Origin of the sequence: Reyranella sp., from assembly GCF_004297405.1 — a bacterium.
In the GTDB taxonomy this organism is placed as follows: Bacteria; Pseudomonadota; Alphaproteobacteria; order Reyranellales; family Reyranellaceae; genus Reyranella.
Map to the genome: position 1 here is coordinate 259,514 of NZ_SCVC01000036.1, position 25,471 is coordinate 284,984.

25 protein-coding genes are annotated in these 25,471 nt (G+C 64.7%); 7 read left to right on the forward strand and 18 right to left on the reverse strand.

Annotated features, from left to right (window positions below; translation table 11 throughout):
* Positions 1–28: 28 nt before the first annotated feature.
* Positions 29–973 carry a LysR substrate-binding domain-containing protein gene (locus tag EPO50_RS24220; RefSeq protein WP_296348324.1) on the reverse strand — a complete coding sequence of 315 codons (945 nt, stop codon included), beginning with the start codon at positions 971–973 and terminating at the stop codon, positions 29–31.
* 97 nt (positions 974–1,070) lie between these two features.
* On the opposite strand from EPO50_RS24220, the gene EPO50_RS24225 reads away from it, so the two are divergent.
* Positions 1,071–2,048: a tripartite tricarboxylate transporter substrate binding protein gene (locus EPO50_RS24225; protein ID WP_296348327.1), complete on the forward strand. Its 978-nt coding sequence runs from the start codon at positions 1,071–1,073 to the stop codon at positions 2,046–2,048.
* Between the two features lie 28 nt (positions 2,049–2,076).
* On the opposite strand, the gene EPO50_RS24230 is transcribed toward EPO50_RS24225, so the two are convergent.
* Positions 2,077–3,726 carry an amidohydrolase gene (locus EPO50_RS24230; RefSeq protein ID WP_296348329.1) on the reverse strand — a complete coding sequence of 550 codons (1,650 nt, stop codon included), beginning with the start codon at positions 3,724–3,726 and terminating at the stop codon, positions 2,077–2,079.
* A gap of 230 nt (positions 3,727–3,956) precedes the next feature.
* Here EPO50_RS24230 and EPO50_RS24235 point away from each other — a divergent pair, with 230 nt between their 5' ends.
* Positions 3,957–5,099 carry a zinc-binding dehydrogenase gene (locus tag EPO50_RS24235; RefSeq protein WP_296348331.1) on the forward strand — a complete coding sequence of 381 codons (1,143 nt, stop codon included), beginning with the start codon at positions 3,957–3,959 and terminating at the stop codon, positions 5,097–5,099.
* 70 nt (positions 5,100–5,169) lie between these two features.
* Here the strand turns inward: EPO50_RS24235 and EPO50_RS24240 are convergent, their stop codons facing one another.
* A complete protein-coding gene (locus EPO50_RS24240; protein WP_296348333.1) occupies positions 5,170–6,870 on the reverse strand; it encodes an ABC transporter substrate-binding protein in 1,701 nt (566 codons plus the stop codon).
* Positions 6,871–6,974: 104 nt separating this feature from the next.
* On the opposite strand from EPO50_RS24240, the gene EPO50_RS24245 reads away from it, so the two are divergent.
* On the forward strand, positions 6,975–8,000 hold the full coding sequence (locus EPO50_RS24245) for an ABC transporter ATP-binding protein (RefSeq protein WP_296348335.1): 1,026 nt from the start codon (positions 6,975–6,977) through the stop codon (positions 7,998–8,000).
* A complete protein-coding gene (locus EPO50_RS24250) occupies positions 7,997–8,998 on the forward strand; it encodes an ABC transporter ATP-binding protein (RefSeq protein ID WP_296348336.1) in 1,002 nt (333 codons plus the stop codon). Before EPO50_RS24245 ends, EPO50_RS24250 begins: the two co-directional genes overlap by 4 nt.
* Here EPO50_RS24250 and EPO50_RS24255 read toward each other — a convergent pair.
* The 7 genes from EPO50_RS24255 to EPO50_RS24285 form a co-directional block, all read right to left on the reverse strand.
* Positions 8,995–9,891: an ABC transporter permease gene (locus EPO50_RS24255; protein ID WP_296348338.1), complete on the reverse strand. Its 897-nt coding sequence runs from the start codon at positions 9,889–9,891 to the stop codon at positions 8,995–8,997. The genes EPO50_RS24250 and EPO50_RS24255 overlap by 4 nt on opposite strands.
* A complete protein-coding gene (locus tag EPO50_RS24260) occupies positions 9,888–10,844 on the reverse strand; it encodes an ABC transporter permease (RefSeq protein WP_296348340.1) in 957 nt (318 codons plus the stop codon). The genes EPO50_RS24255 and EPO50_RS24260 overlap by 4 nt, the downstream gene beginning before the upstream one ends.
* 87 nt (positions 10,845–10,931) lie before the next feature.
* Positions 10,932–12,110: an FAD-dependent monooxygenase gene (locus EPO50_RS24265; RefSeq protein WP_296348342.1), complete on the reverse strand. Its 1,179-nt coding sequence runs from the start codon at positions 12,108–12,110 to the stop codon at positions 10,932–10,934.
* Complete coding sequence (locus EPO50_RS24270; RefSeq protein WP_296348344.1) at positions 12,107–13,651, reverse strand: FAD-dependent monooxygenase; 1,545 nt, start codon at positions 13,649–13,651, stop codon at positions 12,107–12,109. Before EPO50_RS24270 ends, EPO50_RS24265 begins: the two co-directional genes overlap by 4 nt.
* A gap of 1 nt (position 13,652) precedes the next feature.
* On the reverse strand, positions 13,653–14,885 hold the full coding sequence (locus tag EPO50_RS24275; RefSeq protein WP_296348345.1) for an LLM class flavin-dependent oxidoreductase: 1,233 nt from the start codon (positions 14,883–14,885) through the stop codon (positions 13,653–13,655).
* Positions 14,886–14,894: 9 nt separating this feature from the next.
* Positions 14,895–15,779 carry an alpha/beta hydrolase gene (locus EPO50_RS24280; protein ID WP_296348347.1) on the reverse strand — a complete coding sequence of 295 codons (885 nt, stop codon included), beginning with the start codon at positions 15,777–15,779 and terminating at the stop codon, positions 14,895–14,897.
* Positions 15,780–15,801: 22 nt separating this feature from the next.
* The gene (locus EPO50_RS24285; protein ID WP_296348349.1) at positions 15,802–16,461 is read right to left on the reverse strand and encodes a squalene/phytoene synthase family protein; all 660 of its coding nucleotides are present in this window, start codon (positions 16,459–16,461) and stop codon (positions 15,802–15,804) included.
* A gap of 157 nt (positions 16,462–16,618) precedes the next feature.
* On the opposite strand from EPO50_RS24285, the gene EPO50_RS24290 reads away from it, so the two are divergent.
* On the forward strand, positions 16,619–17,167 hold the full coding sequence (locus EPO50_RS24290; RefSeq protein WP_296348350.1) for a urate hydroxylase PuuD: 549 nt from the start codon (positions 16,619–16,621) through the stop codon (positions 17,165–17,167).
* Between the two features lie 47 nt (positions 17,168–17,214).
* On the opposite strand, the gene EPO50_RS24295 is transcribed toward EPO50_RS24290, so the two are convergent.
* Genes EPO50_RS24295 through yajC form a run of 5 tightly spaced genes read right to left on the reverse strand, consistent with a single transcriptional unit; the run spans position 17,215 to position 21,550 of the window.
* Positions 17,215–17,829: a LysE family translocator gene (locus tag EPO50_RS24295; RefSeq protein ID WP_296348352.1), complete on the reverse strand. Its 615-nt coding sequence runs from the start codon at positions 17,827–17,829 to the stop codon at positions 17,215–17,217.
* Positions 17,830–17,837: 8 nt separating this feature from the next.
* Positions 17,838–18,242 carry an Mth938-like domain-containing protein gene (locus EPO50_RS24300; RefSeq protein WP_296348354.1) on the reverse strand — a complete coding sequence of 135 codons (405 nt, stop codon included), beginning with the start codon at positions 18,240–18,242 and terminating at the stop codon, positions 17,838–17,840.
* Positions 18,239–19,417, reverse strand: coding sequence for a protein translocase subunit SecF (gene secF / locus EPO50_RS24305; protein ID WP_296348356.1), 1,179 nt, complete (start codon positions 19,415–19,417; stop codon positions 18,239–18,241). Before secF ends, EPO50_RS24300 begins: the two co-directional genes overlap by 4 nt.
* Positions 19,418–19,427: 10 nt before the next feature.
* On the reverse strand, positions 19,428–21,098 hold the full coding sequence (gene secD, locus EPO50_RS24310) for a protein translocase subunit SecD (protein ID WP_296348358.1): 1,671 nt from the start codon (positions 21,096–21,098) through the stop codon (positions 19,428–19,430).
* Between the two features lie 26 nt (positions 21,099–21,124).
* The gene (gene yajC, locus EPO50_RS24315) at positions 21,125–21,550 is read right to left on the reverse strand and encodes a preprotein translocase subunit YajC (protein WP_296348359.1); all 426 of its coding nucleotides are present in this window, start codon (positions 21,548–21,550) and stop codon (positions 21,125–21,127) included.
* Between the two features lie 123 nt (positions 21,551–21,673).
* Between yajC and EPO50_RS24320 the strand changes: the two genes are divergently transcribed.
* Together EPO50_RS24320 and EPO50_RS24325 are read left to right on the forward strand one after the other, a co-directional pair.
* Positions 21,674–22,537 (forward strand): ATP-binding protein, encoded by an 864-nt coding sequence (locus EPO50_RS24320; RefSeq protein ID WP_296348362.1) that lies wholly within the window; start codon positions 21,674–21,676, stop codon positions 22,535–22,537.
* A 2-nt stretch (positions 22,538–22,539) separates the two neighbouring features.
* Positions 22,540–23,145 carry a pyridoxamine 5'-phosphate oxidase family protein gene (locus EPO50_RS24325; RefSeq protein ID WP_296348364.1) on the forward strand — a complete coding sequence of 202 codons (606 nt, stop codon included), beginning with the start codon at positions 22,540–22,542 and terminating at the stop codon, positions 23,143–23,145.
* Here EPO50_RS24325 and EPO50_RS24330 read toward each other — a convergent pair.
* The 3 genes from EPO50_RS24330 to EPO50_RS24340 are packed head-to-tail and all read right to left on the reverse strand — an operon-like array spanning position 23,142 to position 25,421.
* Entirely contained in the window at positions 23,142–23,627 is a 486-nt protein-coding gene (locus EPO50_RS24330; protein WP_296348366.1) for a PaaI family thioesterase, read from the reverse strand. The two genes, EPO50_RS24325 and EPO50_RS24330, sit on opposite strands and share 4 nt — an antisense overlap.
* Complete coding sequence (locus EPO50_RS24335) at positions 23,624–24,904, reverse strand: MFS transporter (RefSeq protein ID WP_296348368.1); 1,281 nt, start codon at positions 24,902–24,904, stop codon at positions 23,624–23,626. The genes EPO50_RS24330 and EPO50_RS24335 overlap by 4 nt, the downstream gene beginning before the upstream one ends.
* A 10-nt stretch (positions 24,905–24,914) precedes the next feature.
* The gene (locus tag EPO50_RS24340) at positions 24,915–25,421 is read right to left on the reverse strand and encodes a MarR family transcriptional regulator (protein ID WP_296348370.1); all 507 of its coding nucleotides are present in this window, start codon (positions 25,419–25,421) and stop codon (positions 24,915–24,917) included.
* Between the last annotated feature and the right edge of the window lie 50 nt (positions 25,422–25,471).

Here is a 25,471-nt window from a genome sequence, read left to right on the forward strand (position 1 = left end):
AATAAAGGCTGGCTGCCATAGGTCCGACCTATGGCAGCGCAAGACGTGCGTTCCAGACGCCCGTTTCCACCAACCGCGCCGTGGCCTCCAGGATGATCTTCTCCACGGCGCGTACGGCCCGCGTCTGCGGGAGCTCGGCATGACCGCAAAGGAAAACCGAGCGCTGCAAGGAAGGCGACGTGATGCGTGCGCCGCAAAGGCGCCCTGTGGTCAGATCTTCTCGCACCGCATTGTAGGAGAGCACGGCGTAGCCTGCCCCGGCCGCGACCAGCTCCTTGATCTGCGGGATGGCATCCACCTCCATCACGACACGTAACTCGGTACGTGCTCGACGGGCGTAGTCGTTCAGCAATTCGCGCAGGCTGTGCGGGCGGCCGGGAATGACCAGCGGAAGCTGGGCGAGCCGGGCGAAACGCAGCGGCTTCGGCGCCTGCCCCACGTGGCCTCGCTCGAAGGCACCGGGTGGGCCGATGACGACGAGATCCTCCTCGACGAGGCGGCGCGCCTTCAGCCCAACCGCATCTGCCTCGCGAAAGACAAAACCCAGGTCGATCCGGCCGGAGCGCAGCAACTCCGAGGTGTAACCCGTATTGCTCTCGCGCACGCTGAGGGAGACGCGTGGCAGCACGCGCAGCACCTCCTCCGCCACTGGCCGCGTCAGCACCATTGCGACCGATTGGGGGAAGCTTGCGGTGACATCGCCGATGATTACGGCGGCATCACCGAGCAGATCTTCCCGCGCGAGCGCCACTGATCGCAGGATGTGCCGAGCATGTCCGAGCAGTTTCGCGCCCGTTTCAGTCACCACGACACCGCGCGGCATGCGATGCAGCAGCGCAGACCCGAGTTCGCTCTCGAGATTGCGGATCTGCGCGCTCAAGGCCGGTTGGGCGATGCGCAGCCGTTCTGCGGCGCGGGATATCGAGCCCTCCTCGGCAATGGCGACGAAGTAACGGAGGATACGGAAGTCCATCGACCCATAGTATCGACATATGGCAGCGATCGCTAATTCGGCTTTGTCCTATAGGTGCGCACTGCGCAACCTTGGGAACGAAGACGGAGGAAACGATATGCGCATCACGAGGCGCGGCCTGTTGGTCGCGGGACTGGCCATGCCGGCCATTCGGTCTGCTGGAGCCCAGGAGTGGCCAGCCGGTCGAACTCTGCGCGTGATCGTTGGCTATCCGGCCGGCGGCCCCACCGACCTCGTGGCGCGACTCGTTGCGGAAGGGCTGCGCGAGGCGATCGGCGCCCCGGTCATCGTCGAAAACCGTGGCGGTGCGCGGGGCAGCATCGGGGCGGCCGTCGCGGCGAGAGCCGAACCGGATGGCACGACCCTCTGGCTTGGCCCCGTCCAGACGCAGGTCCTCAATCCGCTGCTGATGCGCAACATCACCTACGATCCGTTGAAGGATTTCGTCGGCATCGGCACGGTGGCAGCACTCCCCAATGTGCTGGTCGTGAATCCGAGCACCCTGAACGTCGACTCCGTGCAGGAGCTGATTGCGCGCGGCAAGCGCGAGCCCAATGAACTCACCTACGGCACCTACGGCCCGGGCAGTTCGCCCCACATGTTCGCCGTGGTGCTGCAGAAGGTCGGCGGCTTCGAGGCATTGCAGGTGCCCTATCAGGGCAGCGCGCCCGCTTCCAATGCTTTGCTGTCCGGCGAGATCAGCTTCCTCTTCGATAACATTACGACCGCAGCGGCCCAGGCTCAGGGCGGCAAAGTGCGTGCGCTGGCGGTCACCTCGCAGACACGCTCGCCAGCCTTGCCCGACGTCCCCACGATGGCGGAAGCGGGCCTGCCGGGCTTCGATCTGAACTTCTGGTTCGCCCTCTACGCGCCGGCCCGAGTGCCCCAGCCGATCCTGGACCGGCTACGCGCAGCATTGGATCGTGTGGTGGCCTCGCCGGAATTCGTGCGTCAGCTCGCAGCGCGTGGTGCCATGCCGTTCGTCGTCCCTGCCACTGACCTGCAGGGTTTCTTCGCAACCGAGGCCCGCAACTGGGCGGCGCTGGTGCGCGACGCCGGGCTGCAGCCGGAATAGCGGTGATGGGCGAAGAGCCTGACGTGGCTCAACCAAAGGCCTTCTTGCCGGCGACCCAGGTTTCGCTGACCTTGATATCCGCGATCTTGTCCGGGTCTACCTTGTAGGGATCGCTTTCGAGGATCGTCAGGTCGGCCTCCTTGCCGCGCTCCAAAGAGCCGAGGCGGTCGCGCATGCCGATCTGGCCGGCAGCGTGGACCGTCACTGCCTTGAGGGCATCGGTGAGCGACACCGCCTGATTCTTACCGATCACCGAATTGTCGAAGAGGCAGCGCCGCGTCACCGCCGTCTGCACAAGTTGCAGGACGCCAATCTTGGTCACCGGCGAGTCGGTGTGCAGGGTGAACGGAAGGTCCGCCCTGACGCAATCGCCCGCGGCGTCCATGCGTTCCGCACGCTCCGCTCCGAACAGCAGATCTCGATAGGCCGCGCCATAGAGATGGACGTGATTCATGAGGAAGCTGGGCTGAACGCCCAAAGCCTTCATGCGCGCGATCTGGTCTGCACGTGCCATCGTGCAGTGCTCGATCCGGTTGACTCCGGTCACCGGGTTGGGGCCGTAGGTGGCTTCGATGGCATCGAGCGCGGCGTCGATCGTCGCGTCGCCGTTGGCATGGATGGAAACCGGCCAGCCTGCTTCCTTCACCTCGGCAACCATCTTCTTCAACTGCGCCGGCTCGTAATTCAGCTCGCCCTTCCCTTCGCCACCGAGATACGGAACCGTCTGAGCGGCGGTCTTGGTCTGGTTGGAGCCGTCGGCGACGATCTTGATGGCATAGAAGGACAACAGGCAATTCGGGACCTGCGTCGCCCGCGCGCCGCGTCCGAACTCCTTGTAAGGATCGCCGGCGTTCATCGAGGGGAACACGAGGCTGATGCTGATCCGGCAGGGAGATTGCACGGCGATGCGCTCATAGCCCTGGAGCAGATCGCCCGCCACGGTGACGCCGGCCTCGTGTACGGCCGTGATGCCGGCAACCGAGTTGCGCTTCAGCCAATCAGCGGTGGCCTTGCCGACGAACTGGGGCGTGAGCTTGGGAAGGCCGACGAGCATTCTCCTGAGAGCAGACTCCTCGTCGACCAGGCCGTTGAGCTTGCCATTGGCATCACGGCGGAATCGGCCGCCGCCGGGCAGCTCCTGTATATCGTCCGGGATCTTCGCCGCCTTGAGCGCGGCGCTGTTCACCGCGGCGGTATGCATGTTGTTGTAGTAGATCATGATCGGATGGGTGGTCGACAAGGTGTCGAGTTCCCCGATCGACAGTTCACCGCCCTGCAGCAGATTGTCGAAGCCGAAGAAGTAGAGCCAATCGTTGGCTGGCGTCTTGGCGGCCTTGACCCGCACCGCATCGAACACGGCCTGGCGCGTCTTATAGGTCGGATAGCCGACATCCTCGAACAGCGCGGTGATGACCGCACCGACGCCCGTATGCTGGTGAGGGTCGATGAGACCCGGCAGCAGCGTGCGGCCGGCAAGATCGACAACCCGGGTCGACGTCGTTCTGAGGCTCATCACCTCGGCCTCCGTGCCCACCGCCACGATCCTGCCCTCGTCGACGGCCACTGCCTCTGTATAGCGATCCGCCCCGGACATCGGGATGATCGTCCCACCCCGGAAGATCAGATCAACACCGCCTGACTGCGCTCGGGCCGGCCGCGTGGCTCCGAGCGCCGCCATCCCCGCTCCTGCGACCAACGCGGATCCAACCACGAATCCGCGCCGGGTCTTGCCCGGCTCGAAACTGGAGAGATTCGCAAACAGCTCGCCGACGCAGCTACGGCACATCATGACCTCGAAGAATTTTCACTGGCCGCCGCACGATAAGGCCTTCGAGGTCCCAATCCCAGCTCCGATCGGATGTGCTACAGAGCGAGCCTATTCCAATGCGAACCGCAGGAGATGCCAGGATGAGTGACACCAGCAAGATTTCGGGACTGCAGCTTCGGTCCCTCATCACAAAGGGTGGCGAGCTGCAATTGTCGCTGGCCAAGGTCGAGCTGCCCGAACCCGGGCCGGACCAGGTGCTGGTCAAGGTCGAAGCGACGCCGATCAATCCGTCGGACCTTGGCCTGCTGTTGGGGCCGGCCGATCTGACGACGGCCAAGGCGAGTGGCAGCGGCGACAGCATCACGGTCACGGCCAAGGTGCCGGCGGCTACCCTGCCCTTCCTGGCGACTCGCCTCGATGAATCGATGCCCGTCGGCAACGAGGGCGCTGGCACCGTCGTCAAGGCCGGCTCCTCGGACGCCGCGCAGGCGCTCAAGGGCAAGACCGTGTCGATGATCGGCGGTGCCATGTATGCGCAGTACCGGCTGCTGAAGGCCACGGACTGCCAGCCGCTGCCGGACGGCACGACGGCTGCCGAGGGCGCCTCATGGTTCGTCAATCCGCTGACGGCACTCGGCATGACCGAAACCATGAAGCGCGAAGGCCACAAGGCGCTGGTTCATACCGCCGCCGCCTCCAATCTCGGCCAGATGCTGAACAAGATCTGCAACGAGGATGGGATCGGCCTGGTCAACATCGTGCGCAGCCCGACACAAGCCAAGCTGCTGAAGGATATCGGCGCCAAGCACGTCGTCGATTCGAGCGCCGCGAGCTTCACCGACGACCTCACGCAGGCGCTGGTCGAGACCGGCGCCACGATCGCCTTCGACGCGATCGGTGGCGGCAAGCTCGTCAGCCAGATCCTCACTTGCATGGAGATCGCGATCAACAAGACCGCGACGACCTACAACCGCTATGGCTCGAGCGTGCACAAGCAGGTCTATGTTTACGGCAGCCTCGACACCAGCCCGGTCGAGTTGACGCGCAACTATGGCATGGCCTGGGGCGTGGGCGGCTGGCTGCTGACGCCGTTCCTGCAGAAGATCGGCCGGCCCGACCAGATCCGGCTGCGCGAGCGGGTGGTGAAGAGCCTGAAGACGACCTTCGCCAGCCACTACACGCAAACGGTGTCGCTGCAGGAAGCCCTCGATCTCAAGAACATCGGCGCCTATGCCAAGCGCGCGACCGGCGAGAAGTTCCTGATCAACCCGAGCAAGGGCTGACACAAATCTCGAGAACTAGGACGGGCCGGTGCCTCGAGCACCGGCCCGTTTCGTTTGCGGCGAACGCTGGCTACTTGTCGAGCCAGAACGTGTCGAAGCGCACCACGTCGTAGATGCCGAAGTAGTCCTGCGGACGGTGGCCCTTCACATAGTTGTACCAACCGTCGTTGATCTTCTCCCAGGAGATCGGCAGCAACGGCGGATCCTGTTCCATGATCGCCTCGGCCTGACGGATCAGGTCGAGACGCTTCTTGGCATCGACCTCGCGGTCGATCTGCGGCAGCAACTCGTTGAACTTCGCATTGTCCCAGGACGAGTAGTTCTGCGGCCCGGTCTTACTGTACCAGGCGTTGAAGTAGTCCGATGGGTCGAGCAGCGTCGAGACGATGGCGCCGATGGCGAGATCGAACTTGCCGGTGCGAACGTCATCGAACCATACAGACTCCACGGCGGTGCGGATGTTGCATTGGACGTTGAGCGTCTGCTGCAGCATCGCCTGGATGGCCTGCGACCACAGCTTGAAGCTCGCGACTTCGCGTACCAGATAGTCGAGCCCGGTGATGCCCTTGGCATGGCCGGCCGCGGCCATCAGTGCCTTGGCTTCCTTGACCGCCGCTGTCGGGTCGGCCTGATAACCAAGACGCTTGCTGAGTTCGGGCAGCGGCGTGGCGAACTCCGAGAACGGATAGATGAAGCCGCCCACCATCATCGGGGCGATGTCCTTCACGACATCGACCAGCACCGGCTTGTCGAGCACCAGGTGGAACGCCCGGCGCACCCGGGGATCGTCGAGCGGCTTCTTCTTGTTGTTCATCCAGGTCGCCTGGATGACGCTCTGATAGAAGTCCATGCCCGACATGCCCTGGGTCGCCTTGACCCGGCGCTGCGACACCGGATCGAGCAGACGGGCATAATCGACACGACCGGAGAGCAGACTGGAGCCGAGCTCGGGCGAGAACGGCAGGGCGTGATAGAACTCGATGCCGTCGAGATAGGGCAGGCCCTTGTTCCAGTAGTTCTTGTTCTTCTCCATCACCCAGATCTCGGCCTCGACGCGGCGCTGGCTCTTGAACGGGCCGGTGCCGGGAATGTCGACGACGCGACGCAGGTTGTAGCCGTTATCCTCCAGGGTCTTCTTGCGCACGATGCCATTCCAGCCGCTGGCGATCGCCGACATGATGAAGTTGGCCGGTCGGGGCTCGGAGAGCTTGAACTGCACCGTATGCTTGTCGGGCGCGGTGATCTCCTCGACTGCGGCGAACAGCGTGCTGCGCGGGATCGAAATGCCCTGCGGCGGCTTGGCGATACGATCGAAGGTCGCCTTCACGTCCTCCGACGTGAACTCCGCCCCGTCATGGAACTGCACGTCCTTGCGCAGCATGAACGTGTAGGTTTTGTTGTCCTTGGAGATTTCCCAGCTATGGGCCAGATCGGGGATGATCGTCTTGCCGCTGTCGCGCGGATCGCGCCGCACGAGGTTGTCGAACATGCAGCCCTGGCTGCCCAGGCTGTTGATGGTGCCGGACTGGTGGAAGTCGAAATGCGGCGGCCGCGAGGTGATGCCATACCGCAGCACGCCACCCGATTTGGCATTGGGTTCGGGTGCCTTGAGTTGAAATTTCGAGCCGTCATACTCGTTGGGCACGCCCTGCGCCCAGGCATGGAAAGGCAGCCCGAAAGCTCCTGCTCCACTCATGGCGCCCAGGGCAGCGGCACCCTTGACGAACTGTCGACGGTTTACGCGGGAACGCTTGGACACGTGGTCACTCATGCGTCGCTCCTCCCTTTTGGCCTTTTGCAGACCGAGCACTCTATGCTCTGATGGTTTGTCCATCTTGGTGGGCCAAAACTAACACCATAAATCAAAGGGAGTCGATGGCGGCGCAAACGATCCTGCAGATCGAGGACCTCCAGACCCATTTCTTCACCGCGGTCGGCACCGTCCGCGCCGTCGACGGCGTGTCCTATGCCCTGAAGGCCGGCGAGACCCTGGGCGTCGTCGGCGAATCGGGCTGTGGCAAGAGCGTGACAGCGCTTTCCATCCTGCGCCTGGTGGCAAACCCGCCGGGACGCATCGTCGGTGGCGCCGTGCGCTTCGAGGGCAGGAACCTGCTCGAGATCAGCGAGCCCGAGATGGAACGCATCCGCGGCAACGAGATCTCGATGATCTTCCAGGAGCCGATGACCTCCCTGAACCCGCTCTACACGGTGGGCAAGCAGATCGCCGAGGCCGTCGCCCTGCATCAGGGGTTGAGCAAACGCGACGCCTGGGATCGTGCCGTCGACATGCTGAAGCGCGTTTCCATTCCCGAGCCGGAACGGCGCGCCCATGCCTATCCGCACCAGCTCTCGGGTGGCATGCGCCAGCGGGTCATGATCGCCATGGCGCTGTCCTGCAATCCCAAGGTGCTGATCGCCGACGAGCCGACCACGGCGCTCGACGTCACCATCCAGGCCCAGATCCTCGACCTGATGCGCGAGCTGCAGGAGACCTTCGGCACCGCGATTATCCTGATCACCCACGACATGGGGGTGGTGGCCGAGAATGCCGACCGCGTCGTGGTCATGTACGCCGGCCGCAAGGTCGAGGAGACCGACGCGGCCCGGCTGTTCGACAATCCGGGCCATCCCTACACACGGGGCCTGCTCGCCTCGATCCCCCACCTTGACACCGCAGCTCAGAGCGACGCGCGCCGTGCCCGGCTGAACGAGATCAAGGGCATGGTGCCGTCGCTGTTCAACCTGCCGCAGGGTTGCAGCTTCGCCCCAAGGTGCGGCCTGGCCAGCGACCGATGCCGGGAGGTGCGGCCGCCCCTCGAGGAACAGCGACCCGGCCACTGGATCGCCTGCTGGCATGCCGACAAGGCGCTGGCCGGCATGCTCGTTGGAGCCGGCGCATGACGCCGCTGCTCGAAGTCGAAGGGCTGAAGAAGCACTTTCCCATCCGCAAAGGGTTCTTCAGCCGTGCCTCGGGAAGTGTCTATGCCGTCGACGGTGTGTCGTTCTCGATCGGCCGTGGCGAGACACTGGGTCTGGTGGGTGAATCGGGCTGCGGCAAATCCACGGTCGGACGCACCGTGCTCCGGCTGCTGGAGCCCACCCACGGTACGATCAAGGTCGCGGGCCAGGACATCACCCAGCTCGACACCCAAGGCCTGCTGCCCTACCGGCGGCGGATGCAGATGATCTATCAGGACCCCTACGCGTCGCTCAATCCGCGCATGACCGCCGGCGAGATCGTGGGGGAGCCGCTGATCGTCCACGATCTCGGCGCGCCGGAAGAACGCAAGCAGCGCGTCGCGGCGCTGTTCGAGCGCGTCGGTCTGCGGCCCGAAGCCGTGAATTCCTATCCGCACGAATTCTCCGGCGGCCAGCGCCAGCGCATCGGCATTGCGCGCGCGCTCTCGCTCAATCCCGAGCTGATCGTCGGTGACGAGCCGGTCTCGGCCCTCGACGTTTCAATCCAGGCGCAGATCATCAACTTGCTGATGGACCTGCAGGACGAGTTCAAGCTCTCCTATCTCTTCGTGGCCCATGATCTCGCGGTCGTGGAGCACATCAGCCACCGGGTCGCCGTGATGTATCTCGGCCGCATCGTCGAGATGACCGACAAGCGGAGCCTGTTCGAGATGCCCCTGCATCCCTACAGCGAAGCGCTGCTGTCGGCGGTGCCGATCCCCAAGTCGAGCGCACGCGGGCGCAAGCGGGTGATCCTGACGGGTGACGTGCCGAGCCCGATCAATCCGCCGTCCGGCTGCCATTTCCACACGCGCTGCCCCTACGCCATGCCGCGCTGCAAGACCGAGGTGCCGGCTTTGCGCGAAGTCATCCCCGGCCACTTGGCGTCGTGCCATCTGCACGACGGCGGCGTGAGGTCTCCCCTGGCAGCAGCATTCTAGACCGAACCGCGCAGGCGTGGATCGAGCAGGTCGCGGATGCCGTCGCCGAGAAGGTTGAAGGCAAGCACCGTCACGGTGATGGCGAGCCCGGGGAACAGGACCAGCCACCAGGGCGGCACGAGGCCTGCATTCAACGAATCAGCCAGCATGTTGCCCCAGGTCGGCATCGGTGGCGGGATGCCGACGCCCAGAAAACCCAGCGATGCCTCGATCACGATGGCGACGCCGAGATGCGTGGTCGCGAGGATCAGGTAAGGCGCCACACACTGCGGCAGGATATGGCGGAACATCAGGCGCTTATGCGAGGCACCGATGCCGCGTGCCGCCTCGACATACTGCATCTCCTTGAGCGACAGCACGACCGAACGGATGACGCGCCCGCCGAATGGAATGCGCGTAATGGCAATCGCAACGATGACGGTAAAGAGGCCACCGCCCAGAGCCATGGCGATGGCCATGGCCAGGATCAAGTCCGGAAAAGACTGCAGGAACTCGATGATCCTCTGGCTCACCATGTCGAAGCGGCCACCGAAGTAGCCGCAGGCCAGCCCCCACAGTGCTCCCACCGTGGTGCCGAACAGCACCGCACCGAGCGCCACGGTGAGCGACGTCTGGCTGCCGTAGATGACGCGGCTCAGTGTGTCGCGGCCGATCTGGTCGGTACCGAACCAGTGCTTCTCATCCGGCGGCTTCTGCATGGCGCGGAAGTCGGACTTGAGCGGCGGATAGGGAGCGATCACCGGCGCCGCGACCGCCATGGCGACGATCAGGGCTGCCACCACGCCCCAGAAGGCCGAGAACGGCGCGCGGCGAAAGAACGACCCGAAGAGGCGCAGGGCCGCTCGCGGGCGCGACGGTGAAGCGGAAACTGGAGCGGTAACGGTCGCCGTCATTGGTAGCGTATCCTCGGGTCCAGGAGCGCGATGGTGACATCGACCAGGATGTTCAGCCCCACGAACACCACGGCGTAGAGGAACACCAGGTTCTGCATGACGAAGACGTCGCGCTCGTTCACCGCCGTGAACATGGCGTAGCCAAGTCCCGGTGTGGCGAAGGCACGCTCGACCGGGATCGATCCCGCCAGCACCAGGCCCAGCAGCACACCGGACAAGGTGATGACTGGCAGGAGTGCATTGGGCAATGCATGCAGCGCAATCACCAGCTTGCCGTTCAACCCCTTGGCGCGCGCGGTCCGTACGTAATCCTCACGGATCACTTCGAGAAGGCTGGAGCGCGCCATGCGGGCGATGTAGGCCGCTTGCCCCAGGCCCAGCACGATGGCCGGCCCGATGACGATCTGCAGGTTGCTCCACGGGTCCGCCAGCAGCGACACGCCCGCCATCGGCGCGCGGTAGCCGAACCAGAAAAGCAATCCCAGCACGATCAGCATGCCGACCCAGAAGCCCGGCACGGCAATGAACAGGATACTGGTGAAGCGCGCCACGCTGTCGGCAATGCTGTTGGGGCGCAACGCGCTCACGACCGCGACCGGGATACCCACGAGCCACGACAGCACCACGGAGATGATGGCGATCTCCGCCGTCAGGGGCCCGCGCCGCAGGATCATGTCGGCGACGCTCTCGGAGCGGAAGAACGAGCGGCCGAAATCGCCGCGCAGGATGTCCCTTATCCAGTTGAGATACTGCACCCACAGCGGGTCGCTCAGCCCCAACTCGTCCATGTAGTGAGCCCGCTGCTCGTCGGTGAGCTTGGTCATGCCCTCGGCGCCGAAGATCGCGACCAGCGGATCACCCGGCAGGATGCGCATGACCACGAAGACCATGATCGATACGCCGACAATCGTCAGCGCGCCGAAAACCAGCCGCCGCGCGACATAGCTGTACATGGCGTCGCCTCCCTAGGCGGCATTGTCTGTTCCGCCCTCGGGGAGCGGTGCTTTGCCGGAGATTAGGCCATATCGCGCGGCCGTACGCTACGCCGTCGTCGGCATATCAGCAGCATCATGCCCATAGAGCCACGCGATCGCGTCGAGCGAGCGGTCGCCCGAACCTGCCATGGCGACGTCGCGCTCCTGCTGTTTCGGGCCGTCGGGCAGATGGAAGCGCACGCGGTTGGCCGCACTCGCCTCCTGCAGGCGAGTCGCGCGTGGCTTGCGCAACACCTCGTAACGGCGCAGGGCCGCCGGCAGATCGTCCTTCATCGCCGACAAAATCGAGACCAGCGCCCCGCCATCTTCGATCGCCTGCGCGGCACCCTGCGCCATCATGGGGAGCATCGGATGACAGGCATCGCCCAGCAGCGCGATCCGGCCGCGGGTCCATTCCGGCAGCGGCGCGCGGTCATGCAGTGCCCAGATGAATGTCTCCGGGAAGGCCTCGATCAGGCCCCGCACCGTTGGGTGCCAGCCTTCGTAACGCGCCAGCACATCGGCGACATCGCCCCTGTCGGTCCACGATTCGTTGGTCCAGGTGCCGTGCTCGACGATGCAGACCACGTTCATCAGCCGCTTCGCCGACACCCAGTAGTGCACACAATGCGCCTCCGGCCCCATCCAGTTGTGCGAGGCGACCTCGATGTCGAGATGGGCAATGCGTTCGGCGGGCACCAGGCCACGCCAGGCAACGCAGCCGGTGAACCTCGGCTTCTCCGGCCCGAAGGTGAGCGCGCGCACCTTGGAATGAATGCCATCGGCGCCGATCAGCAGATCAGCTTCGACCGCCGCACCATTGTCGAAGCGGGCGACGACCCGCTCGCCCTTCTCCTCGATGCCGACAAGACGATGGCCGGCGTGGGTGCGCTCCTTGGGCATCGCGGCGGCCAGCAGGGCCGCGAGATCGCCGCGGTGGAAATGATAGTAGGGTGCGCCGAAGCGGGACTCGACCTCCGACCCTAACGCAGCGCGCTGGAGCGTGCGGCCATCGTCCCAACGCTTCTGATGCACGGCGACGGGCCGTACACCATACTTCTCCAGAGCTGCGCCAAGGCCGAGACGCTGCAACAGACGCGATGCGTTGGGACTGATCTGAATGCCGGCGCCGATCTCACCGAACAACGGTGCCTGCTCGTAGACCTGAACGTCGAAACCTGCCTTGAGGAGGCCCAGCGCCGCAGACAGGCCGCCGATCCCGCCGCCGATCACCGCAATCTTCATCCAAGTACCCTGCTCCACACGGCATCGCCGTCATCGCAGGCGTTGCCACGCCAGGCGATATGGGTGTCGGGCCTCACCAGGACCAGCCTCGCCTCGTAGATGGACGCGAGATATGCATCGTCGACGATCACCGTCTCGAGCGGCACGGGCGCAGAGTCGATCAGAGGTGACGGATCGGCATCGCCGAAGCGCAGCAAGGTGAACCATGGCCCGAGATGGTCGTAGAGCGCCGAACCGTCACGCAGGAAGGTGCTGGGCAAGCGGGCGCCCGGTGCAGTCGTCGGCTGGTAGATCACAGGATCGCCGTCGACACCGTCATACCGATAACCGAACTCGATGCCCCAGCTCTCGTTCTCGGCGTTGCCAAGGGCTGCGATGGCACGGCCGAGCGCATCGGAATCGCGCTCACTTTCATAGAGTTCGGCGATCTTGATGCGGACGCCGGCGTGCCGTTCCGAGGCCAGCCGGTTGCGCAAGCCCACAGGTCGACGCTCCTTTTCGTAGGACGCCAGCAAGCCCGGACCGGCGTATCCCTTGAGCGTCGCCGCGAGCTTCCATCCGAGGTCGACGGCATCGCCGATGCCCGTGTTCATGCCGTAGCCACCGGTCGGGATGTATTGATGCGCCGAGTCGCCAGCGAGAAACACGCGCCCCGCACCATAACGTTCGGCCAGCAAGAGGTGCGTCACCCAAGGATTGGCGACCAGGATTTCGCGCTCGAAGGACCGCCCCGCCCATGCATCGAGCAAGGCATTGGGATCGATCGAGGCCGGATCGACGCCCGGCGGCGGACGCGTCTGCAACGTCCAGGCATCCTTGTCGTCCTGCGCAATCAGCGTGCCTTTGCCGGTCTGGTAATGCCAGGCAACGCCAAACGCCTGCAGCAGGTCGCGCGCGTCGGACCGGAAATGAATCATGTAGCGCTGCGCGACCGCCGCCCGGCCTTCGAGCGCAATGTCGAGCTTCGCCCGCACCCGGCTGGAGCCGCCGTCGCAGCCCGCCAGGAATTCGCAACGCACCTGCTCGGTGCTACCGCCTTCCATGGCCCGCAGCGTAACCGTGACGCCTTCCGCATCCTGCTCGAAGTCTTCCAGTGCCACGCCCCAGCGCGCATCGATCAGTGGATGCCCGACGATAGCGTCGCGCAGCACCGGCTCGATCATCACCTGGCTCACGCGCATGGCGGGCTCGCGCGGCTGCGTGCCGTCGTTGCGCGCCAGGATCTCGGCACGCTTCTCGACGACGCTGGCGTAGCGGAAGCGATGCAGCTCGCGGCCGCCCTTTTCCCGGGCGAGAGAGGTGATCCACGACACGTCGAAATTGTTGGCTTCCGGCACAGCCACCGCCCGCAGCTTGTCGGCGAGGCCCAACCGCCGGAACAGCTCCATCGACCGGCCGTTGGTGATGTCCATCTTGGGGTGCCGCGTAGTCGAGGGGTTGCGCTCGACCAGCAGGCACCGCACGCCGTGAAGCGCCAGCGCGCGGGCCAGGGTCATGCCGACCGGCCCGCCGCCTGCGATCAGGACGGGGACGTGGTGCATGTCACGCCCGTTTCGCCGCCGCTTCCTTCTCGGCCATCTTCTGCTTGAGCTGCTCCGGCGTCAGCCGGACGATGTGCTCGTTCTGATGGCTGTAGATGTCGTACTTCTGGACGTCGAGGTCTTCGAGCACGATCTCGCGATTCATCACCTTCTGCTTCCACTGTTGTTGCTCGGCCTCGGCCGCGTGGAATTCGGGCATCACTTCCCTGGCGAACAGCTCCAGCGAGGAGCAGATATCCTCGTGGCTGGTCTTGCCGGCCTGGTTCAGCAGGATCACCTGATCGACCCGGCTCGCCTGGAACTGGCGCAGCTTCCTGCGGATCGTCTCGGGTGAGCCGATCAGGCCCGACTCCAGTGCCTTCTTCTCTTCCGGGCCGCCACGCCAGGCCTGGTATTCCTTCCAGAGATCGGACGTGCCCGGCGCATCGACGCCTTTGCGACCGTAGTAGCTCAACGCGAAGATGAAGAAGGTCCAACCGGCCGCCTTGGCCTCGGCCTCCTCGTCGGTGGCCGCGCACATAAAGCCCGAGACCATCGCGACGTTGGGATTGCTGGGATAGTCCGCGAGCTTCTGAGAGTTGTTCAGCAGGTTGTTGTAGTATTTGTGCACCCAGGCGCGCGCCGCTTCCGGCGTCACGAACGTGAAGCCGAGTGCGCCCATGCCCCACTCGCCCGCCTTGCCAATCGTCTGGATGTTCGAGCAGGCGACCCAGAGCGGCGGATGCGGCTTCTGGAACGGTTTGGGAATCACATTGCGCGCCGGGAAGTCGTAGTACTCGCCATGGAATTCCCAGCTTTCCTTGGTGAACATCGGGACGATGGCCTTTACAGCCTCCTCCCAACGCTCGCGCTTGTCGCGCACGCGGATGTTGAAGGGATGCAGCTCAGCCGGCCCCGCGGCCTCGCCCATGCCGAGTTCGACCCGGCCGCCCGACAACAGGTCGAGCGTCGCCACCTTCTCGGCCACACGATGCGGCTGGTTGGTCGTGAGCTGGATCACGCCATGGCCCAGCCGGATGCGTTTGGTGCGTTGGCTGGCCGCGCCCAGGAACACTTCCGGCGCAGAAGAATGGGAGTATTCCTCGAGGAAGTGATGCTCGACCTCCCAGGCGTAGTCGTAGCCCAGCCGGTCGGCGAGTTCGATCTGCGTCAGCGAGTCCTGCAGGAGCTGGTACTCGCTCTTCTCGCCCCACGGGCGCGGGAGCTGGTGCTCGTAGAAAATACCGAACTTCATGGCTGATCCTTACGCTGCCTTGCAAAACGCCGAGACGCTCTGGATCAGCTTCGGCACCATCTCCTTCGGCAGGTCGTGGCCCCAGCCGGGAAAGACCTCGATCTTGGCGCCCGGCACCAGGCTCGCGACATCGCGGCCGCAATCGACCGGCAGCAGCGGATCGTCGGCACCATGCAGAACGAGGGTCGGCACCTTCACGGTCTTGAGGAGATCGGTGCGCGGACCAGACGCCAGCACCGAGAGATATTGGCGCGCAGCCCCTTCGGGATAGTAGCGGCGGTCGATGTTGCGCTCGACCAGCGCGCGCAGCTCGGTCGGATCGGCCGGGTAGCCCGGGCTGCCGATCACGGTGCGCAGCTTCATGCCATGGGCGACGAGCTGTTCACGCGCAGGGCCTTCCGGCGCCGCCGACAACATCGCCACAGCCTCGGGCTTGCCCATCGGCAGGCCGGGCCGGCCGCTGGTCGACATGATCGAGACCAGGGAGAGCGTGCGCTGCGGATACCTGGCGGCAAGGATCTGGGCGATCATGCCGCCCATCGACGCGCCGACCATGTGGGCGCGGTCGATGCCCAGCACGTCGAGCAGGCCAACCGCGTCGGCGGCCATGTCGTCCAGCAGATAGGGCGTGTCGACCTTCTCGCCTTTCATCAGCTTCGCAAATGCGCCCATCAGGTCGGGCACGCCCCACTTGCCGAAATCGGTCGAGAGGCCGACGTCGCGATTGTCGTAGCGCACGACGAAGAAGCCCTTGGCCGCCAGACCTTCGCAAAGCGACTCCGGCCAGAGCGTCAGTTGCGCGCCCAGCCCCATGATCAGGAGCAGCGCGGGGTCGCTCTTCTTGCCGAAGGTCTCGTATTCGATCTCGATGCCGTTGGCCTTGGTCTTCGTCACGCTTCCTCCGTCTTTCCGCCCGTCAGTATGTGCCGCGCTTGGCGGCCCACCAATAGGCCAGCGGCCGGCGCAGCGGCCCCATCGGCCTGCCCAGCGAAAGGGCGGGCAACAGGATCGGCAGCGCCGCGGGATCGACCTTGCGACGCAGGGCGCGCGCATCCCCCAGCAGGGAGTCGCGCTCCGGTCCTTCCCCCATCAACCATGCTGCCGCGACGGCATGCGCGGCCTGCTGAGAGGCGGAGTCGGTTGCGCCCAGCACGTCGAGCTCAAGATCGGCCAGCGCATGCCCAGCCCGCATGACATCGAGGGGACCGTCGATCTCCTCCTCGCGAGCGTCGATCAGGGCGGCGAGCTTCTCGACGGTGATCCCGTGCCGCCTGACGATTTCGCTGAGCGATTCGACGATGGGTTGGGCGCGTGGCGTGCCCTTGCCCGCGGCTTCCGCCACAGCCTCGCGCCACCACTCCAGTCGGATGCGCGCCAACATCGGTTCGCGGGTGACGGTGCGTGTCCGGGCCAGCTCATGATCGAAGGCGAGCAGCGCCAGAAGACCCGTTCGCGCCGGTTCGGGCGCAAAGAGGGCGCCGAGGAAGCGATCACGATCGGCGCCACGCACGAGGTCGAGCACATAGCGATGCGAGGCGTCGGGTGCGCGGTAGGGATCAGGATATGCAGGAGCCATGCGGGGATAAGGTCAGACCTGCGACCGTTGAACGCAGGCCGGTATGAGCTTACAATATGCCGATCGTGGATTCATTAATCCCATCAACAAGATAAAGGGGATGTTTGATATGGGCGCAATATTTACTTCGCTGGGACGCACAGTTTCAGCAGGGGTCGTGCTGCTCATCTTGATCGTGATCATTGCAGGCGCCGCGACGGGACAGATGACCCGTATCGACCATGCATGGGCTACGTTCGTCATGCGCTGGTTGCACGTGCTGAGCGGCGTGATGTGGATTGGCCTCCTCTGGTACCTGAACTTCGTGCAGGTGCCGACCATGCCCAAGATCCAGCCCGTCGAAAGCCGGACCGCGATCACCAAGTTCATCGCGCCCAACGTCCTCTTCTGGTTCCGTTACGCCGCACTCGCCACCGTCATCACCGGCGCGCTGTTGGCCTGGATGAACGGCTACATCGTGCAGGCGCTGACCCTGCGTCCGGGCTTCATCATGATCGGCGTCGGTATGTGGATGGCGCTGATCATGGCCTTCAACGTCTGGTTCATCATCTGGCCGAACCAGCAGAAGATCCTGGGCCTCGTCGACGCGACGGCGGAGGAAAAGGCCGCGGCCGCACCGAAGGCGCTCTACGCCAGCCGCTTCAACACCATGTTCTCGATCGGCATGCTCTACTGCATGGTGGCCCAGCAGAACGCCCCGATCTGACCAAACGACAACACCTCACGGAAACGGCGCCCTCGTGGGCGCCGTTTTCATTTGCGGGCGAAAGCGAGGCCAACGCCGGCGCCGATCAGCAAACTACCGGTGATGCGATTGCGCAATCGCGCCCGAGCCTGCAGCAAGGAGCGTAGCCGACTCGCCAGCAGCGCCCAGGCGCCGTCGAGCAACACAGCAACAACGAGGAAGGTCCCTGCCAATAGCAGGAGCTGATGCGTAGCCCCGCCGCCACTCGCGGTAATGAACTGCGGCAGGAAGGCTGCATAGAAGAGCAGCGTCTTGGGATTGGTGAGCGAGACCGCGAAGCCACGCGCGAAGATCGAGGCCAGCGAGCGCGGTTCGGCCTGAATGCCGGCGAGGTCCGTCGCCGTGGCACGCCAGGTGCGCACGCCCAGCCAGACGAGATAGGCGACGCCCAGCCAGCGCAGCCAGTCGAAGAGATTGGCCAGCATTCCCAGCAGGGCCGACGCCCCCAAGACGACCAGCGCAAGTTGCAGCACCATGGCGCTCGCCGTGCCGGCCACGGTCATGAGGCCGTAGCGCGCGCCATGCGCCACGCTGTTGGCGACGATCAACGCGACATTGGGGCCCGGGATCGCGATCAGCACGACGCAGGCGGCGATGAAGGCGAGGTAGAGATCGAGCGGCATGCCGCTCCCTACAGCGGAATGAGCGCCGCCGCCACTCTCCGGCCCTCGGCCAACAGGACGTTGTAAATACGGCAGGCCGAGCCGGTATCAACCACCTCGAGCGCCATGCCGGCGGCCTTCAAAGCCGCACGCACGTCTGGCGTGATGAAGACGGCACGCGAGCCGCACCCCAGCACAACCAGTTCGGTCGGCGTCGCCAGAGCTTGAAGCGGCGCCAGGGAGGCGAGCGACAGATCACCGGCGGCCGTCACGGCCCAGGGAATCGTCGCCGCTGGCGTCACCAGCACCGGCTCGTGCCATTCGCGCTCGCTGATCAGGAAACGGCCGGGCCCGTAGCTACGAATATATTGAACCTGCGACGGATCGGGCGTCGGCAGGGTCTTGTCGGCCGGGCCCGGAACCGGCGGCTTCACGCCTTGGCCTTCTCCGCCTTCTCGTCTTCGTGCCGGAACTGCTCCGGCCTCAGGTTCATGTAGACGAGGCCGGCGCAAGCGATCCAGATCGACGAGTAGGTGCCGACCACGATGCCCCACAGCATGGCGACCGAGAAGCTGTAGAGCACCGGCCCGGCAAACAGCACCAGCGCCAGCACCGCCACGAACACCGTGACCGACGTCATCAGCGTACGGGCCAGCGCCTCGTTGATGCTGAAGTTCAGCAGCTCGATCAGACCCATCTTCTTGTAGCGCCGCATGTTCTCGCGGACGCGGTCGAAGATGACGACCTTGTCGTTGATCGAGTAGCCGGCAATGGTCAGCACGGCTGCAAGAGCCGTCAGGCTGAAATCGAGCTGGAACAGGACGAAGATGCCGAGCGTCGAGATCAGGTCGTGCAGCATGGCGATCAGCGCACCAACACCGAACTGCCACTCGTAGCGCACCCAGACGTAGATCACGATCGCGGCCATGGTGGCGAGTGCGGCCAGGATGCCGCCGTGCATCAGCTCGTCACCGATCTTGGGGCCGACCGACTCGGTGCCGCGCAGGTCGTACTTGGCGCCGATCGCGTCCTCGACCAGCTTGATCGCCACTTGCTGGCACCATTCGGCGCGCTGCTCGTGGGTCATCTCGACCTTGGCGGTCTGCGTATTACCGCGCGGAAGCTGGCGATCGAGAATGGTGAGGCCGACACGGCTGATGGCGTCGCGCCAGTTCACACCGTCGAGTGCCCGCGGCGCGGTGAACTCCACGTCGCCGGTCTCGGGAGCGCCCGGCTTGACCTGCCAGCCCTCGCCTGCCCGGCTGAGCATGATGCGCTGGGCACCGGCCACGCATTGCGGACCACCGTCCTGACGCTGGATACGGATCAGGGCGGTCGTTGGATCGCCGAACTCCTGCAGCGAGACTTCACCAACACCCAGCCCGCCCACGACGCTGCGCAGATTGTCGAGATTCGCCGGGCCTTCCTTGGCACGTACCTGGATGGCGATGCCGCCCTTGAAGTCGATGCCGAAATTCAGCCCGATGAAGAACACCGCCAACAGCGAGATGATGTTGACCGTTGTCGACGCAATCAGCGCGAAACGGCGCTTGCCCAGGAAGTCGAACTTTGTGCCGGCAGGAACGAGATGAAGAGGCTTCCACAACATTGGCAGGGCCTCAGATCACGATTTCAGTCGGCCGCCGCCAGCGCACCCAGGTGGCCAGCAGCATGCGCGTGAAGACGGTTGCGGTGAAAAGATGGGTCAGCAGGCCGAGCGTCAGCGCCGTCGCGAACCCACGGATCGGGCCCGAACCGAAGCCGAACAGCAGCACGCCGGCGATCAGCGCGGTCAGGTTGGCATCGATGATGGCCGACATGGCCCGTTCATAGCCGGTCGCGATGGAACTGAAGGCCGATCGACCCAGCGCTTTCTCTTCTCGGACGCGCTCGTAGATCAGCACGTTGGAATCGACCGACATGCCCACTGTCAGGACGAGGCCGGCGATGCCGGGAAGCGTCAGCGAGGCGCCCAGGATCGACATGCCGGCGATCACCAGCAGCAGATTGACCAGCATGGCGAGGTTGGCGAAGCCGCCGAACAGTGGCCCGTAGGCGATGAACATGAAGAGCGCGACCATGGCCGTGCCGACCAGCGCGGCCGTCGTGCCGGAGCGGATCGCGTCGGCGCCGAGGTCGGCGCCCACCGTGCTCTCCTGGATGATGCTGAGCGTGGCCGGCAGCGCGCCCGAACGCAACAGCAGGGCCTGCTCCTGGGTCTGCTGCGTGGTGAAGGTGCCGGTGATAATGCCGCTGCCGCCGCAGATCGCGCTCTGCACGACCGGAGCGCTGATGATCTCGCCGTCGAGCTGGATCGCCAGTCGCTTGCCGATGTTCGTGCGGGTGGCATTGCAGAAGGAACGGCCGCCAGCGCTGTTAAAGGTAAAGCTGATGATCGGGCGGCCACCCTGCTGCTGCTCGAACGTCGCCTTGGCGTCGTCAAGATCCTCGCCACCGACCACGACGCGCTTGAGCACAGGCAGACACTGCGGCTGAAAGCGCCGGCAGATCTGCTCCGGCGTCATCCGCGGATTGGCGTTCTGGATATCTTCCCAAGCCTTGGGATTGGTGCGGCGCAGCTCCTGCATGCCCTCGCGCGTCGGCACAAGAGACGTCGTGGCCGGCATGCTCGCCGGGATGTTCTGGCCGGTCGCCGCCACATCCTCATTCACGAGGTGGAAGGTGAGCTTGGCGGTCTGGTTGATCTTGCGCTTGAGGTCGGTCGTGTCCTTGATGCCGGGAACTTGCAACAGGATGCGCTCGTCGCCCTGACGAACGATCGTCGGCTCGATCGTGCCGGTCTCGTCGACGCGGCGACGCAGGATCTCGATCGACTGGTCGATGACTTCCTTCTTCTTCTTGGTGAGTTCCTGGTCCGAATAGGCTAGGCGAATCATGTCGCCGCTGCCCGAGGCGACGAGCGTCGGATCGACATTACGGATCGCCTCCAGCGCCTTGGAACGCTGGGTCTCGTCACGCAGGACGATCACGACGTTCCGGCCGCCTTCGATGGTGATGTCCTTGTACGGGACCTGCTGCTTGCGCAGTTCCGACCGCACCGAATCGGAAAGGTTGGTCAGCCGCTCGGTCATCAGGCTGCGCAGGTCGGCTTCCAGCAGGAAGTGGGCACCTCCGCGCAGGTCGAGCCCGAGGTTCATGCGGCTCTGGGCGTACCAGCCCGGCAAATGGTCGAGCACGCTCGACGGCAGCAGGTTGGGCAACGCAAACAACACCGCCAATACCGTGACGGTGATGATGCCGATGGTCTGCCAACGCGGAAGATTGAGCATGTCGACTTACTGCCCGTCTTTTGCGGCTATTTCTTGCCGCCGAACAGGCTGCCCAGCAGGCTCTTGCGCGCGGCCACGGGAGCGGGCGGCGGCAACAGGGGCTTGTCGTCCTCCTCGCTCTCCTTCGGACCGCGCACCGACTCGCCGCGCGCCACGATATCCGTGATGGTCTGCTTGATGATGCGAACCCGCACGCCCTCGGCAAGTTCCACTTGGACCTCGTTGTCGGAGATCACCTTGGTGACCAGGCCGATGATGCCGCCGCCGGTGACGACGCGGTCGCCACGCTTGACGCCCGCCAACATCTCGCGCTGTGCGCGCACCTTGGCTTGCTGCGGACGGATCAGCAGGAAGTAGAAGACGACGAAGATGAGGATGAGCGGGAAAAGCTGGACGAGGAAGTCGCCGCTGCCGCCACCCGAACCCTGTGCCCATGCCTGGGAAATGAACATTGCTTCCGCCCCCTCAAGTCTTTCCGGCCGTCGAAAAAAGCGCGCGGACTATAGCGGTCTCGCCCCGCTTTGCAACGCAAGCGCAGGGGGATATGGTCGCCCCCTTTCAAGCGGCCGGCAACGATGGATCAAGACTTTAAAGCCCTCATTTCACGCATTGCGGAAGCACTCGATCGCCTGGCGCCCCCGGCGCCCCCCAGCGCAGACATCAACGAAGCCGAAGCCTACGTCTGGCACGCCGCCGGCCACCGCCTCGAGGCCGTGCCCAAGGTTAACCGCGTCAGCATCGACCTGCTGGTGGGCATCGACCGCCAGAAGGACATCCTGCTGGAGAATACCCGCCGCTTCGCCAAGGCCTTGCCAGCCAATAACGCCCTGCTCTGGGGCTCGCGTGGAGCCGGCAAGAGTTCGATCGTGAAGGCCGTCCACGCCCACGTGAACCGCGAGATGGGTGGCCCGCCGGGCCCCCTGGCGCTGGTCGAAATCCACCGCGAGGACATCCCCTCCCTGCCCGCGCTGCTCTCGATGATCCGCGGCTCGCAGCGCCGCTTCGTCGTCTTCTGCGACGATCTTTCCTTCGACGGCCAGGACGCAGCCTACAAGTCGCTGAAGGCCGTGCTTGAAGGCGGCATCGAGGGCCGGCCGGACAATGTCGTCTTCTACGCGACCTCGAACCGCCGCCATCTGATGCCGCGCGACATGATCGAGAACGAGCGCTCGACGGCGATCAATCCGTCGGAAGCGGTCGAAGAGAAGGTGTCCCTGTCGGACCGCTTCGGCCTCTGGCTCGGCTTCCACAACGCCGATCAGGATACATTCTTCGCGATGATCGAAGGCTATGCCGAGTTCTATAAGCTCGACGTGCCGGTCGAGACGCTGCGCAAGCAGGCCGTCGAATGGTCGGTGACGCGCGGCTCGCGCTCTGGCCGCGTCGCCTTCCAGTTCGTCCAGGAAGTCGCGGGCCAGCTCGGCAAGAAACTGGAGTAGCCATGGAAGATCCCGACGACGTCCTGTTCTCGCCAGCGGTCAAGGCAGAGCAGACCCGTCTGGGATCGCGCGCCCAGTTCGAGGGGCGGACCTGGAACACGGAGATCACCGACGATCTCCGTCAGTTCCTCGGTGTCATCGACACCTTCTTCTTTGCGACGGCGAGCGCCGACGGCCGACCTTATATACAGCACCGCGGCGGGCCGCCGGGCTTCCTGAAGCCGATCGGCACCCACACGCTGGCCTTCGCCGACTTTGCCGGCAACCGCCAGTACATCTCGCTCGGTCATCTGCGCGAGAACGATCGCGCCCACATCTTCATCCTGCATTTCGCGACCCAGCAGCGGGTGAAGCTGTGGGGCCGCGCCCGCATCGTCGAGGGCGACCTCGAACTGATGGAGCGGCTGGTCGATCCGCGCTACAGAGCCCGCCCTGAACGAGCCATCGCCTTCACCATCGAAGCCTGGGACATCAACTGTCGTCAGCACATTACGCCGCGCTACAGCGAGGCCGAGATCGCCCCGGCGGTTAACCAACTCACCCAGCGGATCAAGCAGCTGGAAGAAGAAGTAGCGCGGCTCAAGGGAGAGACGCCCCCGGGTTCCTAGGTTTTCGCCTTGGGCCGCACGATCTTGATGGTCGAGGTCGAGTGAACGATCAGGCGGCCCTTCTCGTCCTTCAAGTCGCCATCGAGGAAGCCCACCGAGCCGCCCCAGCGCATCACGCGCCCCTCGGCATAGACAATCCCCGGCCCCATCGCTTCGAAGAAGCTGATCTTCAACTCGAGCGTGGGTACCGCGACACCGAGCTTGCCCTTCACGATCGCCGCGTTGGCCATTGCCGTATCGACCATGCCGGTCAGGAAACCGCCCTGACAGATGCGGCCCTGCGAATGACAGAAGGCCGGCACGACCTCGAAGCGAAACCGCGCATAGCCGCGCGCCGAATCGATATCGAGCAGCTCGCCATTCAAGGTCTTGAGCACTTCCGGTGGATTGGCGCGCAGGGCGGCGAGCATTTCCGAATCGTGCATGAGGTCCTTGGAGAAATGCTGAAAGTCCGGATGGGCGGACGCAGGCGAAGCGGTCATGAACGTCGATACCTTGCAAAGAGGGCGTAAGCAGAAGCGCCGGCCAGGACCAGCACGGCGAGATAGGCAAAGAGCGCGCGGTAGGCTTCTTCCGGTAGCGCCCCCGTCGTCACACCCACTGGCATGAACGACTCCATGATGAAGCCGCTGACCGGCTGGGTGATGCCGACGCCGACGAATACCCAGACATTGATGGAGGTGAGCGACCGGCCGCGCAGGCGGTCGTCGAACAGCGAGCGGCCATGCTCGATGATCGCCGGGAAGAAATTTGAGAAGAGCCCGAAGACCAGCAGTACGGCGATCAGCGCTGCAGTCGGAATATTCGACCACAGCGCGAGGGTCGTCATGCAGGAGAAGCTGATTCCGGCAAAGCACAACACCACGGGCCGCGGCGTCCCCAGGCGCCCAGCGAACCAGCCCGCCAGGAAGATGCCGACGGTACCAAGTGCCGCCATGGCAAACAGCAGGCGGCCGGTTACAGATGTCCCGAGCCCGTGGATGTCGATCATGTAGAGGCCAAGCCACAGGCCACGGATCGCGAAGTTGGTCGAGTAGCCGATCAGCGCGGCGCCGATCAGGCCGGGCATCGCCGGATGACGGAAGATTTCCCCAAGACCGCGAATCACCGACAGGAGCGGCTCGGGTTCGCGCTTCGTCCAGTCGGATCCGGGTGGCGCATCGCGCACGACGAACAGCATCAGCACGGCCGAGACCAGAATGCCGAAAATGGCGACAGAGAAACCCCAGCGCCAACCGATCCAGCCCATGATCCAGACGAAGGGCTCGGTGGCGCTGAGATTGCCGATATAGCCCAGCGACATCATGGTGGCGGAGAGCGTCGCAAAGCGCTTCGGCGGCCACCACCGCGCGATCAGCACGATCGCCCCCATGAACACCGCCGACGTGCCAAGGCCCAGCACGAACATGCCCGCCGTCAGCTCCTCGAAGCTCTTGCCGAAGGCGAAGAGCAATCCGCCGACGACGCCGAGGAACAAGGTGAGTGCCACCGTGAGGCGTGGCCCGTAGCGGTCGAACAGCACCCCCGACGGGATCTGCATCAGCGCGATGCCCCAGAAGAAGGCGCCCGTCACCGTGCCGAGTTGCTCGGCGCTGAGACCGATCTCGGTGCGGAGCGTCGGCCCCAGCACGCCAGTCACCGACCGGGTGAACTGGCAGAGGATGAAACAGGCAGCGGCGATGGCGAACAACCAGATGCGGCCGCGACGAACGGCGGGCGAATCATAGTCGACGGAGGAAGCAACAGCTGAGGTACTCACGGGGCGGCGACTATAGCGACGACGCCCTCACCTTCTCCAGCAACTCTATCAATGTTCGTGTTTCGGCGGTCGAAAGAGCCGACGCGATTCGTGCTTCGTGCGCGCGCACCAGTTTTGCGAAACGCGCTAGCGCTTTTGCACCGACGGGTGTCAAAGCCAGCGCGTGCGTGCGGCCGTCGGTCGGCGAGCGACGACGCACCAGAAGGCCCCGTCCCTGCAGACGATCGAGAATGGGCACCAGGGTCGAGCGGTCGATACCGAGCGCACGGGCCAGCGCCATCTGGCTCAGGCCCGCATTACGATCGACCAGCACCAGCAACCCGAACTCCCCTGGCGTCAGCGCCTCGCCGGCCGCCGCGAAGGTGGCCGCGAAATCGGCAAAGACGGCAGACTGTGTGCGGCGCAGCGCGTAGCCCATCAGGGAGGGCAGCAGGCCGCGATCGAGGTCCCGGGCAGCGGGCTTGCCGTCAGCCTTCGTTCCGGGGTCTTCTGCAGGCATGGTGGGTGGACGGCCCATCTACAGAGTGGTAAACGGAGATTGTTTGTACATCAAACAAATTATTACGC

Excerpts from the sequence above, each read along its gene's own strand:
- EPO50_RS24220 (WP_296348324.1), bottom strand. The coding sequence starts at position 973 with ATGGACTTCCGTATCCTCCGTTACTTCGTCGCCATTGCCGAGGAGGGC.
- EPO50_RS24225 (WP_296348327.1), top strand. The coding sequence starts at position 1,071 with ATGCGCATCACGAGGCGCGGCCTGTTGGTCGCGGGACTGGCCATGCCG.
- EPO50_RS24230 (WP_296348329.1), bottom strand. The coding sequence starts at position 3,726 with ATGGCGGCGCTCGGAGCCACGCGGCCGGCCCGAGCGCAGTCAGGCGGT.
- EPO50_RS24235 (WP_296348331.1), top strand. The coding sequence starts at position 3,957 with ATGAGTGACACCAGCAAGATTTCGGGACTGCAGCTTCGGTCCCTCATC.
- EPO50_RS24240 (WP_296348333.1), bottom strand. The coding sequence starts at position 6,870 with ATGAGTGACCACGTGTCCAAGCGTTCCCGCGTAAACCGTCGACAGTTC.
- EPO50_RS24245 (WP_296348335.1), top strand. The coding sequence starts at position 6,975 with ATGGCGGCGCAAACGATCCTGCAGATCGAGGACCTCCAGACCCATTTC.
- EPO50_RS24250 (WP_296348336.1), top strand. The coding sequence starts at position 7,997 with ATGACGCCGCTGCTCGAAGTCGAAGGGCTGAAGAAGCACTTTCCCATC.
- EPO50_RS24255 (WP_296348338.1), bottom strand. The coding sequence starts at position 9,891 with ATGACGGCGACCGTTACCGCTCCAGTTTCCGCTTCACCGTCGCGCCCG.
- EPO50_RS24260 (WP_296348340.1), bottom strand. The coding sequence starts at position 10,844 with ATGTACAGCTATGTCGCGCGGCGGCTGGTTTTCGGCGCGCTGACGATT.
- EPO50_RS24265 (WP_296348342.1), bottom strand. The coding sequence starts at position 12,110 with ATGAAGATTGCGGTGATCGGCGGCGGGATCGGCGGCCTGTCTGCGGCG.
- EPO50_RS24270 (WP_296348344.1), bottom strand. The coding sequence starts at position 13,651 with ATGCACCACGTCCCCGTCCTGATCGCAGGCGGCGGGCCGGTCGGCATG.
- EPO50_RS24275 (WP_296348345.1), bottom strand. The coding sequence starts at position 14,885 with ATGAAGTTCGGTATTTTCTACGAGCACCAGCTCCCGCGCCCGTGGGGC.
- EPO50_RS24285 (WP_296348349.1), bottom strand. The coding sequence starts at position 16,461 with ATGGCTCCTGCATATCCTGATCCCTACCGCGCACCCGACGCCTCGCAT.
- EPO50_RS24295 (WP_296348352.1), bottom strand. The coding sequence starts at position 17,829 with ATGCCGCTCGATCTCTACCTCGCCTTCATCGCCGCCTGCGTCGTGCTG.
- secF (WP_296348356.1), bottom strand. The coding sequence starts at position 19,417 with ATGTTGTGGAAGCCTCTTCATCTCGTTCCTGCCGGCACAAAGTTCGAC.
- secD (WP_296348358.1), bottom strand. The coding sequence starts at position 21,098 with ATGCTCAATCTTCCGCGTTGGCAGACCATCGGCATCATCACCGTCACG.
- yajC (WP_296348359.1), bottom strand. The coding sequence starts at position 21,550 with ATGTTCATTTCCCAGGCATGGGCACAGGGTTCGGGTGGCGGCAGCGGC.
- EPO50_RS24320 (WP_296348362.1), top strand. The coding sequence starts at position 21,674 with ATGGATCAAGACTTTAAAGCCCTCATTTCACGCATTGCGGAAGCACTC.
- EPO50_RS24325 (WP_296348364.1), top strand. The coding sequence starts at position 22,540 with ATGGAAGATCCCGACGACGTCCTGTTCTCGCCAGCGGTCAAGGCAGAG.
- EPO50_RS24330 (WP_296348366.1), bottom strand. The coding sequence starts at position 23,627 with ATGACCGCTTCGCCTGCGTCCGCCCATCCGGACTTTCAGCATTTCTCC.
- EPO50_RS24340 (WP_296348370.1), bottom strand. The coding sequence starts at position 25,421 with ATGGGCCGTCCACCCACCATGCCTGCAGAAGACCCCGGAACGAAGGCT.